The organism is Mycolicibacillus trivialis (assembly GCF_002102395.1).
Lineage (GTDB): Bacteria > Actinomycetota > Actinomycetes > Mycobacteriales > Mycobacteriaceae > Mycobacterium > Mycobacterium triviale.
The window spans coordinates 24,358-34,082 of the sequence record NZ_LQPZ01000024.1; the positions used below are offsets into that span (position 1 = coordinate 24,358).

Consider the following 9,725-nt stretch of genomic DNA (forward strand, 5'->3'; position numbering starts at 1 on the left):
TGGTCTGACGTGGTCAGGCCCCGAATCCGTTCCGCTCCCCGGCGCCGGGCGGGGATGCGTTACGCTGTCGGAGCCCATTGGTGCGGCCGTTGTGCCCGCGCCCCCGTAGCTCAGGGGATAGAGCGTCTGCCTCCGGAGCAGAAGGCCGCAGGTTCGAATCCTGCCGGGGGCACCATCTCTGACCTGCGCGTTTGTCGCTGCACAGCCCGCAGTCGTACAGGTGAGGTTGCCTCAAAGTCACAACGGCCCCGCAATGGGGTGTCAGTTGGCGTGCTTCCGGCTTCCCCGGATGGTGCCCAACACGTTCGCTGCGTCCCGGAGCCCCTCGGTGTCAGCGTGCAAGTAAAGGCGCGCGGTGATGTCCGGTGAGGAGTGACCCAACCACGCCGCAATCACCGCCAGCGGCGCACCGCGAGCCTGCATCAGCGTGCCGCACGAATGGCTTGCGTCATGCGGTGATTCACCGTAGCGCAATGCGCAGCGGCGCGGTTCCAGGTCAGGTCAGTACGGTCCCAAGAACCGTTCGCCGTTGAAATGGATCAGATGTGTGCTGTCCTCGGCGCACCACACATCCGTTTCCCACGCGATCTGGGTCAGGTACTTCCGCATCTCGGCGCGGTCGGGGAACGCCGACACATACACCAGTCCAGCGGTGCATCCGTCGAACAACGCCGCGAGTTCCCCATGCCGTTTGGCGTCCACGGGGCCATGACTCGACGCCGCTTCGATGAGCACCAGCCAATTGCGGTCGGACAAGTACACCACGAGATCAGGCATTTTCCCGTGTTGATCCACCTCGACACCCAGAGCGGCGAGCCGATCCTTCTCGAACACCGCCCACTTGTCGGAAGCGTCCCCGATGTACAGGACATGCCCGCCAGGGGTGAACTGGGCACAGAAGTCGTCCACGATCTGCTTGATGAGCACGTTCTGCCCGCCAGGTGACAGGTGCACAGCGATGCCATCAGGCAGGGTGACGGGGATACGGTTCATGTCCCGCGCCGCCGAGTACGCCGCGCGCAAGCCAGGAACGTCCGCCAGGTATTGCTTGATGACTGGCTCGAAATCGGGTGTGCCGAACACGCGGATCACGCCCAACGCCTCAGCGGTGACCTGATAGTTCCACTTCGGGGAGTTCACGGGCCGGTCGGGTTGATCGGGGTTCTGGACGATGAGCTGGGCGTCGGCGAACTGGTGCAGGGTGAACCGCCGCACGGTTTCGCGGGTGTTCGGCTTGTAGTCCACGCCATACTGGTCCCTGATCCAGTCCATGATGGCGCGGGTGCCGAGCATCGGGTTGGACGCCACCGACCACGGGTCACCGGGTGTAAGCGACAGCAGCGACAACAACGTCATGGCGCTGCGTTCGTTGGAGCGCTCATCGTCCATCCCGAACGCCGCCAGCAGTTCGCGCGCTTCGGCTACCTTCTCGGCAGGTTCGGTCACGCCGCGTTCCCCTTCACGTTCACGTCCAGCACAGCGGCGATCCGCGCGTCGATGGTCTCCTGATCGGGCAGCGCCGATGGCACGTCCCTCCCCACTTCCCGCAGTGCCTCGACAGTCGGGAACCGCAGCGTTCGCAGGTCGGTGGCGTTGACCTGGGTATGTCCCGAGAAGGTGCGGAAGAACTGATCCACCAGCGTGGAGTTCAGCCACCAGCAAAGCCCGTGTGCCAGGTCTCGATCCAGCCCGCCACCCTTGTGATGGAACACGTTGAGGTGATTCTCGAACGCCACGGCTCCGCTGATGCGTTCAGGTGACCACACCGCCGCGACGATGCGACGCCGTTCTTCCTTCGAGGAGAACCGCTTCACGACGCAGTACCAACCTTCGGGCACCAACATGGCGTTGTCCTTGTCGGTGTGCGGCTCGAACCACTGGGCTTTGCGAATCTCACGGGGGTGTTCGATGACCCCGCCGCGTAAGTTGCCTGGGTAGATCAGCGGCAGTGCGCCCTCGGTAGGTTCGGACTGTAAGCACTCACGGCTCCGGAAGTCCACCACTTTGCCTGTGGACGCTGTGACCCGAAGCTCAGCCAGAGTGGCGGGCAACGACAGCATCCGTTCCGCCACGGCGGTGTCCTCGGCGTTGACCGCTAGCCGGATGAACCGTTGCGGGTCATTCGATTGCACCACTTCGTCGTACGGGACGACGCGCTCGGTGACCTCATCTGTGTGACCGACCGACATGGAGAGCACCACCTCATCCCGCGCACCATCGCAGGTACCAGAGAAGATGACGTTCTCCTGTAGCACTCCCGTGTCCGCGAACACCGTGTTGCGGGACTCGAACACATGAATGCGATCCAGAGCGATCCTGTCCAACAGGAACGAACGGAACAGCCCGAAATAAGGTCCATTACAGAACGACCTGGGCGTGATGGCGACCAACTGTCCACCATGTACGAGCGCAGCGGCACCAAGCGCAAGGAACGCGGCGTACAGGTTCGGCGCGTCGGCTCCCACTTCTCGCACCGCCTCGCGGTGTGCCGACGACGCGGCAAGCTTGGCGTACGGCGGGTTCTGGATCACGATGTCGAAGTCCCGCAATCGCGGGTCGGGTGCCAATCCCGTGGATTCGGCGATGAAGTCCCCCGCCACGATCTCGTAGGTGACCCGCCCGTCACCCGCTGAGACGCACATGTCCAGGGTCTTGGTGAGGTAGTCCAGCACCCCCTGATCGGTTTCGGCGGCGACCACATGTACGGCGAGGTCGGGACGTTCGGTGAGAACACGGGACACCAGCGCCGCCGACAGTGATCCTGATCCCGCACCGGGGTCCAGGACGCGGATTGCGTTTGATTCTGGCATTCTCGGCATGGATGCGATCAGTACAGCCGCACGGATCGGTGTGAAGAACTGCCCGAGCTTGTCCTGGGTTGCAGCGTCGAGCGCTGCCAGGGCGTCCACCCGTTGCTGTTCGGCGAGGTCGAGAAAGTCTGTCACCACGGCTTTGACGTTAGTGCAGGTGTGTGACAAGACCTGCGCACCGCCGCGTGTGTCATTCGGCGACAGCGGGGAATGCGTCATAGAAGAAGCGCTGATCCTCGGAGGGCACCTGGTCAGGACGCAGCAGGTTGAACAAAGCAACGCCCGTACCCTGGAGACTTAGCTGACCGGGATTGATGCTGGAGACGCCCAGGATGAGCACGCCCTTCATGACGATGAGGTCGAGCATCACCATCTGGTACATCTCGTAGAGGACTCCCACAGTCGATATGGTCAATGAGCTGCTATTAGAGAAGTCGGCGTCCCGAACACTGCACAGGTCACCACCTCCGATGATTCCGAGGATGACCAGTTGGCGGTAGGTCAACAGCTTCGCCAGATTCAAGGTGTGGTTGAGCTGACCAGGATCGAAGTCCTTGTCGAACGCCGCATTTGCGTAGAAGCGCGCCAGCAGTTCGACCTTGCGTTCTTCGTAAGCGTCGCGGGCTGCTAGGAACGTACCTTCGAGCAGTTCCTCCGCTTCTGATCGCAAGTCCTGTTGAGCTTTGCGTTCACGGCGCTGGAAGAATCCGGGGCTACGCAACGGTTGCCCGTCGTTCAATCGCTCGGCAATCAGCTTGTGCGCCAGCACCAGGCATGACCCGACACGCTCCCGCTCGGTGCGAGTCGTCAGGCGTTCAGCCACTTCACCTACCGCAGCTTTCATGCCGTCCTGCAACATCGCTCCTACAGCACCGCCAGCGGCAGCGCCGACAGCTCCGCCCACCAAGAAACCAGCCACACCGGCCGCAGCGAGTCCTGTCGCACCCGCACCTGATTCGATCAACTTGGTGACGGCGGATGTTCGCTCGTCGCCATCTCTCTCCCTCATCCCGTCACTCAGCATCGGACACCATGTTGAACAGATGAGGTTCGGGGACTGGTGGGTCTTCGGGTTCGAGGATTTTGAAGCCCAGCTTGCCGTCGCACTTCAGCAGTTGGTCGTCCCGTGTATATAGCTTCGTGCATCCCCACTCTTGAGCGGTGGCGAGCACCGTGGCGTCAGCACCTTTCAGGCTGTGCTCGGTGGCGAGGTCAGCAGCGATGCGCGCGGTTCGGCCCGACAACTCAGCGATGGCGAAGGTGCATCCTTTGATCCACTCAGCGGCGTTCGTGATGCGCTGCTTGCGTGCTTGCTTGCCGCCGTCGTCACCGCGCACCTTTCCAGAACCTGCAATCTCGGGAACAACGATGGCGGGCAGGATCACCTGATACCGACCGTTGTGTCCACCGAGCACGTATTCCGTGCGCTTAGCGCGGTCAAGGTCCGTGGGCACCAGTAAGTCCAGCACCACGCAGGTGTCCACGGCGACCCGTGGCAGCCTCTCAGTCACGCTGCATCCTCACCCACTCAACGGGGTCCATCCCATTGGTCCAATCGTTTCCGAGTAGCCCTCGCCCATCACTGATCTGAGTGCGCTCGGATACGGGTATCGGTTCGATGCCCTCCACCGTCACGTGGATGATCTTGTCGGTGACATCACGGGCGATTTCCCCCCACACTTCGACTTCGGTGTCCAGGTTCTCCTTGATGAGCGGCGCAACGCCACCGCCGAAATACAGGGTGACTACTTCACCGTCGTTTAGGTTCCGCAGCCCAGCCGCGCGGTTGCTCTTGTCGTTGATGTAGCGGTAGAGAACCCCGCGAACCGAACCCAGAGTCCGTGACTTCGGCTCCAGCACACTCTCGGCGTTGGCTTGCAACGCAGCGTCGATATTGGCGATGTGTCCGCCGATCTTGACGCGGAGCCTGTCCACACCTCTGAGCTTGGTAACCCTGCCCAAGCTGAGTACGCCGAGCACTGTGTCACGTCCCCACGCTGCGGGCAGCTCCGCTGCTCCGCCGAGCTGTTCCAGACCACTGCTGAGGTCATCCAATGACTGACCACCAGCGGACATAGACACATGGGCGCTACCGGTGGACAAAGCCGTAAGGGTGAGCCGGGGTTCGATGTCGAGGCTTTTGACCAACTTCTCTATCGCCACGATGGCATCAGCGACCGCCCTGGGGTCGATACCTTCGCCCTCCAGGTCCACCGTGATGTCGTCGTTGCCAGCCATCCCCTCATCTTCCGTGACTGGGTGTGGTCCATGATGCACCACATACTGCTCCAGGGGTCTGACCTTTACAGGGTTGGGATGGTCCGCAGTCGCATGGATGCCGACCGATCTTCTTTCCTGACACAGCCAGGAAATGAATCTCAATACAGCTTCACGGCAACGTGGTCAACGATTAATCGACCGTTCGTTGCGTCTAGCGCGAAGTGGATTCGCCCGACCTCGGGCGGGGGCGCGTGGTCTCGCACCTTTACATGCGGCGTTCGGTCATAGATCTCACCGTCAAAGCGACACTTCCTAAGGCGTGTGTCCTTCTCAATCACGTTGTCTTGGAGCGCCACTTTGAGATCAAATTCATCTCTTATCCAGTTGTCGAGATGGTCGATGGTGCGATCCGTACCGTCGTAGAGCGCGTCGGCAACTCTCGCCAGCTTGACAAGGCTATCTTTCGTTTCCTCCGGGTATGGGTAACGGCACTTCTGCCACTAGGACGCTGCGCGCTCAGTGAAAACGATGCGTCCCGACGCCGCGTCATTCAGACGGAAAAACAAGCTGTCCGCGCTCACTTCGCTGCCAGCCTCCAAGGTCGGCAGGGCTGCCACGGTGACACTCACGTTTTCCCAGGTGAACTTTGCGCACCTGCCTCCGGAGCAGAAGGCCGCAGGTTCGAATCCTGCCGGCGCACCAGGTAGATGCCGTTTTCGGCTCCGACGAGCGATTTCTCGGCCCCAGCGAGCACCAAGGTGACGGCGGGCGCCTCAGTGGCTCCCCGTTGCATCTCGATCTACCACAACACCCCATACGCATTCGACAGCACGAACCCGTGCTGCCCGTAGGTCTTACACGTCACCGCACCCTGATGCCCCACTGCGCAACTCGCACCCCAGTTCTCCAGCCGCTGCCCCTCGGGCAGCACGTCGACGTCGCGGGTGAACCGCGCGACGTCGGAGTGCCGGTATTCGGCCGCCTGGTAGGAGTGCACGATGGTCTGGTTGGTGCCCGCAGGCGCGTCGTAGGGCACCGCGTCACAGCCGACCGGCCCACCGTTGGGGCCGATGCCGCAGTGCCGCCCGTCAGGTGTTGTGAAGAATTTCCAGTAGAAGTCTTCCGGAGCGTCCGAGCTGAAATGCCCCTCGGCGATCGGGTAGGAGTCGACGTCGTCGATGCCCGGTGGCGGCTCGGCGACGGCCCCGGGCGCGAGGGTCAGCGCTGCCGCCGCGAAGGCGGCCGCCACGGTGGCCAGGTAGCGCATGACTCCCATTCAACCGCGTTCGTCAACTACCCGAGCGTGGTGTGCATCAACAGCACATTGTACGCCGACCACAGCGACACCGTGTAGTAGATGTCCTTGCCCGTCGCCCACGGGTGCAGGAACGGCGCGTAGATGCCGCCGGGGATCTGCTGGGAGCGCACCAGCACGTGTTCGGGACTCCACGGGCCCTGCGGTGTCGGAGAGGTGCGCGCCACCACGTCATTGGAGGCGCCGTTGGTGTAGAGCATCAGGTACTGCTGCAGGTAGTCGTTGTACTGCACCGACATCTCCCCGGCCGGTCCCGGCACGATGGGGGTCGCCTTGGCCGGGTCGACCGCGGCCCAGTCGGAGTTGGCCCAGTACTGGTATTTGTTCAGGTCCGGCACGGTGTTCTGCGGCACTCGGGACAGGAAGATCGGCCCACCACGCCCGGACGGGGTGCCGTAGGAGTAGACGTAACCGTCACCGGGTTGCAGGAACGCTCCCTGCTGGAAATTCTGGTTGCCCGGGAAGAACCGGGCCTTCGGGGTGGTGTCGGGTGCGGGGGTGCGGATGGTGCCCGGCAGGATCCCCCAGGTCTCGCCGTTGTCCCGCGACATCGCCAGCGCCGAATAGTTGGTGGACCACTCGCCGTCGCGGCCCCAGTTCCGGATCGACATGAAGTTCATGTACTGCACCCCACCCACCGAGGTGCCGGCCGTGGGGATCACACCTTTTTCCTGCGGCGCCCAGCGGATGCTGTTGACGACCTGCCGGGAGAGTCCCGAGCGGTACACCGGCGAGCCGGAGAACGTGTTGCCGGCCACGCCCTGAGGAACCGTCAGCCCGCGCGACAGGTCGCGCGCCTGGGTGCGGAACAAGACGTTGTAACGCCACTGCTTGCCCTGAACCTGGCAGTAGCCGAAGGTGTCACCGAACGCCATGAGTACCTGGCGGTTACCGGGGTTGCCGTTGTCCCACATGATGCCCAGGTCGGTGCCGGAGATGCCGAACCGCTGCAGGGTGCTGTTGGGGCTGTGGGGACCGCTGACCCAGTTGATGATCGAGGTTCGGGACCCGCCGAGCGCCGCACCCGGGTTGGGCGCCGCCGCAGGCGCAGGCGCCGGCTGGACCGCCTCGGGCTGCGGTTGGGCGGCGGTGTCGCCGGGGTTGTCCGGGTCCGGTGTCGGCGGCAGCACTCCGGCCTGCTGCTGCACGGTGTTCTGCGCGCCGGAAAGCAGCGCCCCGATGTCGGGCAGCGGTGCGTTGTCGTTGGTGCCGGGCGGGCGGTGCCCGGTCGGCGGTTGCATCGACGGGCCGGGCGCCGGGATCGGTGGCGCCGCAGCACCGGGCGCCGCGTTCGCCGCAGGGCCGGTACACGGCTCGGCGCCGGCACGCGGCGCCAGCCCGGTCACACCGATGAGCCCTAAGGCGGTGGACGCCGCCACCGTCATCGATGCGATGCGCGAAAACGCCGACATGTCACACCTTTCCACGGCTGGACGCCGTGGGACGCCCTTAACTGGCTCGTGTGACGATAGCGTCAGATGTTATGTATGTGATCAGTGATGTGCCGATGGGTACCGTTTCGTGACCGTGTCGCAACCGGCGTCTCACGCTCCGCGAAGCTCGGCGACGACCTCGGCGGCCGCGCGCAGTTGCCCCGGGTCGCTGCTGGTCGGGATGAGGTGCACCTCGTCGGTGCCGATCGCGGCGAACCTCTTCAGCACCTCGGCCAGTTGCTCCTGGCTCCCAGCCCAGCCAGTGGTAGGCGCCATCGCATCGACGTGCTCGCGCGGGATCCAGTTCACGTAGTGCCGCAGATGGTCGTGGATCTGGGCCCGGGCCTGCTCCTGCTCCCCCAGCGCGAACCAGAACGACGTCGTCAGATGCGGTGCGGGCCGACCCGCCTCGGCCCAGGCCCCACGGGCCACGTCGAACAGCTCGTTCTGCCTGTCGACATCGAGGTCCATGGTGATCCCGGCCAGACCCACCGCCCAGCTCGCCGCCGAGCGCAGGGTCTTCGGCCCGATCGTGCCCACCAGCAGCGGCGGCCCACCCGGTTGAACCGGCGCCGGACCGACCGGCTCCACCGACTCGGTGACCTTCTCCCCCGCCCACACCCGCTGCAGGATCGCCACCCTGGTCGCCAGCTCGGCGCGGGTCTGGGTGGCCGGGTCGGCACCGGCGGCACGGTAGTCCTCGTGGCGCCCGCCCACCCCGATTCCGACCGTGAGCCGCCCGCCGCTGAGCAGATCGGCGGTGGCCAGGCCCTTCGCCAGCATCACCGGCGCGTGCAGTTGCGGCACGATCACCGTGGCCACCAACCGGACCCGTTCGGTCCACGCCGACAGTGCACCGAGCAGGGTCAGGCTGTCCGGGTTGGAGAACGCGATGCGCTCACCCCAGCACAGCGAGCTGAACGGTCCCTCGTCGATCGCCACCGCCCAGTCCCGCAGCATCCGGGCCGACAGGTCGCGTTCCATCACCGGCATCGTCATTCCCACCTGCATGCTCGCGATTCTGACACGGCGGCGGCACGATGGAGCCATGGCGATTCCCAGTTCCTCGATTGCGCACGTCCGCCTCACCGTCACCGACATCGAGCGGTCGCGGCAGTTCTACGAATCGGTGTTCGGCTGGCCGGTTTTCATCGAGATGCCCGCCGATGCCGACGCCGCGACCCGCGAACGGCTGGCGTTTCTGTTCGGCGGCGTCATCTACGACCTCGGCGGCGCGCTGCTGGGGCTGCGCCCGGTCGGCAACGACACCTTCGACGAGGACCGCACCGGGCTGGATCACCTGTCCTTCCGCCTGGACAACCGCGGCGAACTGGATTCGGCGGCAGAACTTCTCGAGACACTCGGTGTCGTCCATGAGCCTATCAAGGACATCGGGCCCAGTTACATCCTGCAGTTCCGCGACCCGGACAACATCGCCCTCGAGCTCACCGCACCAAAATGACCGCCCCGAGTGAACGGAGTCGCCGATGTCGATCAGTTTCAACCACACCATCGTCGCCGCCCGCGACAAGACCGCCTCCGCACGCTTCCTCACCGACCTGTTCGGCCTTCCGGCGCCCGAGCCGTTCGGCCGCTTCATGAGCGTGGCGCTGGACCATCAGGCCAGCCTCGACTACGCGGAGGTTCCCGACGGCGAGCAGGTCCACCCGCAGCATTACGCCTTCCTGGTCGGCGAGGACGAGTTCGACGCGATCTTCGCCCGCATCACCGAACGCGGCATCGACTACTGGGCCGACCCACACCGCAGGCGCCTAGGTGAGATCAACCGCCGCGACGGCGGCCGCGGCGTCTACTTCCGCGATCCCGACGGCCACAACCTGGAGATCCTGACCCGGCCCTACGGCTCGGGCGGCTAGACATCCCAGGGTCGTAAGTTGTCAAGCGGCCCGGGTGTCGGGGGTGGTTTGGCGGTGTGCCCAGGCTTTG

11 protein-coding genes and 1 tRNA gene are annotated in these 9,725 nt (G+C 64.4%); 3 read left to right on the forward strand and 9 right to left on the reverse strand.

Features of this window, described 5'->3' with window-relative positions; all coding sequences use genetic code 11:
• Nucleotides 1–99: 99 nt before the first annotated feature.
• Nucleotides 100–175 (forward strand) — tRNA-Arg (locus AWC30_RS09685).
• 86 nt (nucleotides 176–261) lie between these two features.
• On the opposite strand, the gene AWC30_RS09690 is transcribed toward AWC30_RS09685, so the two are convergent.
• The 9 genes from AWC30_RS09690 to AWC30_RS09730 all read right to left on the reverse strand — a co-directional run bounded on the left by AWC30_RS09690 (nucleotide 262) and on the right by AWC30_RS09730 (nucleotide 8,789).
• Complete coding sequence (locus AWC30_RS09690) at nucleotides 262–474, reverse strand: tyrosine-type recombinase/integrase (protein ID WP_264000566.1); 213 nt, start codon at nucleotides 472–474, stop codon at nucleotides 262–264.
• A gap of 27 nt (nucleotides 475–501) precedes the next feature.
• Nucleotides 502–1,446: a BsuBI/PstI family type II restriction endonuclease gene (locus AWC30_RS09695; RefSeq protein WP_234808020.1), complete on the reverse strand. Its 945-nt coding sequence runs from the start codon at nucleotides 1,444–1,446 to the stop codon at nucleotides 502–504.
• A complete protein-coding gene (locus AWC30_RS09700) occupies nucleotides 1,443–2,948 on the reverse strand; it encodes an Eco57I restriction-modification methylase domain-containing protein (RefSeq protein ID WP_085109994.1) in 1,506 nt (501 codons plus the stop codon). Before AWC30_RS09700 ends, AWC30_RS09695 begins: the two co-directional genes overlap by 4 nt.
• 52 nt (nucleotides 2,949–3,000) lie before the next feature.
• Complete coding sequence (locus AWC30_RS09705; RefSeq protein ID WP_165756473.1) at nucleotides 3,001–3,834, reverse strand: hypothetical protein; 834 nt, start codon at nucleotides 3,832–3,834, stop codon at nucleotides 3,001–3,003.
• Nucleotides 3,824–4,321: a type II toxin-antitoxin system VapC family toxin gene (locus tag AWC30_RS09710; RefSeq protein ID WP_085109996.1), complete on the reverse strand. Its 498-nt coding sequence runs from the start codon at nucleotides 4,319–4,321 to the stop codon at nucleotides 3,824–3,826. Before AWC30_RS09710 ends, AWC30_RS09705 begins: the two co-directional genes overlap by 11 nt.
• On the reverse strand, nucleotides 4,314–5,048 hold the full coding sequence (locus AWC30_RS09715) for a hypothetical protein (RefSeq protein WP_085109997.1): 735 nt from the start codon (nucleotides 5,046–5,048) through the stop codon (nucleotides 4,314–4,316). Before AWC30_RS09715 ends, AWC30_RS09710 begins: the two co-directional genes overlap by 8 nt.
• A 781-nt stretch (nucleotides 5,049–5,829) precedes the next feature.
• Nucleotides 5,830–6,297 carry a hypothetical protein gene (locus tag AWC30_RS09720; RefSeq protein ID WP_085109998.1) on the reverse strand — a complete coding sequence of 156 codons (468 nt, stop codon included), beginning with the start codon at nucleotides 6,295–6,297 and terminating at the stop codon, nucleotides 5,830–5,832.
• 26 nt (nucleotides 6,298–6,323) lie between these two features.
• Nucleotides 6,324–7,757, reverse strand: coding sequence for a glycoside hydrolase family 183 protein (locus AWC30_RS09725; RefSeq protein WP_085109999.1), 1,434 nt, complete (start codon nucleotides 7,755–7,757; stop codon nucleotides 6,324–6,326).
• A gap of 132 nt (nucleotides 7,758–7,889) precedes the next feature.
• Nucleotides 7,890–8,789, reverse strand: coding sequence for an LLM class flavin-dependent oxidoreductase (locus AWC30_RS09730; protein ID WP_234808021.1), 900 nt, complete (start codon nucleotides 8,787–8,789; stop codon nucleotides 7,890–7,892).
• Between the two features lie 37 nt (nucleotides 8,790–8,826).
• Between AWC30_RS09730 and AWC30_RS09735 the strand changes: the two genes are divergently transcribed.
• Both AWC30_RS09735 and AWC30_RS09740 read left to right on the forward strand, forming a co-directional pair.
• On the forward strand, nucleotides 8,827–9,240 hold the full coding sequence (locus AWC30_RS09735) for a VOC family protein (protein ID WP_085110001.1): 414 nt from the start codon (nucleotides 8,827–8,829) through the stop codon (nucleotides 9,238–9,240).
• 25 nt (nucleotides 9,241–9,265) lie between these two features.
• A complete protein-coding gene (locus AWC30_RS09740) occupies nucleotides 9,266–9,655 on the forward strand; it encodes a VOC family protein (RefSeq protein WP_085110002.1) in 390 nt (129 codons plus the stop codon).
• Nucleotides 9,656–9,725 lie beyond the last annotated feature (70 nt).

Bases quoted from the DNA above. Each gene is read 5' to 3' on its own strand.
- AWC30_RS09705 (WP_165756473.1), bottom strand. From the start codon at position 3,834: ATGCTGAGTGACGGGATGAGGGAGAGAGATGGCGACGAGCGAACATCC.
- AWC30_RS09715 (WP_085109997.1), bottom strand. From the start codon at position 5,048: ATGGCTGGCAACGACGACATCACGGTGGACCTGGAGGGCGAAGGTATC.
- AWC30_RS09720 (WP_085109998.1), bottom strand. From the start codon at position 6,297: ATGCGCTACCTGGCCACCGTGGCGGCCGCCTTCGCGGCGGCAGCGCTG.
- AWC30_RS09725 (WP_085109999.1), bottom strand. From the start codon at position 7,757: ATGTCGGCGTTTTCGCGCATCGCATCGATGACGGTGGCGGCGTCCACC.
- AWC30_RS09730 (WP_234808021.1), bottom strand. From the start codon at position 8,789: ATGCAGGTGGGAATGACGATGCCGGTGATGGAACGCGACCTGTCGGCC.
- AWC30_RS09735 (WP_085110001.1), top strand. From the start codon at position 8,827: ATGGCGATTCCCAGTTCCTCGATTGCGCACGTCCGCCTCACCGTCACC.
- AWC30_RS09740 (WP_085110002.1), top strand. From the start codon at position 9,266: ATGTCGATCAGTTTCAACCACACCATCGTCGCCGCCCGCGACAAGACC.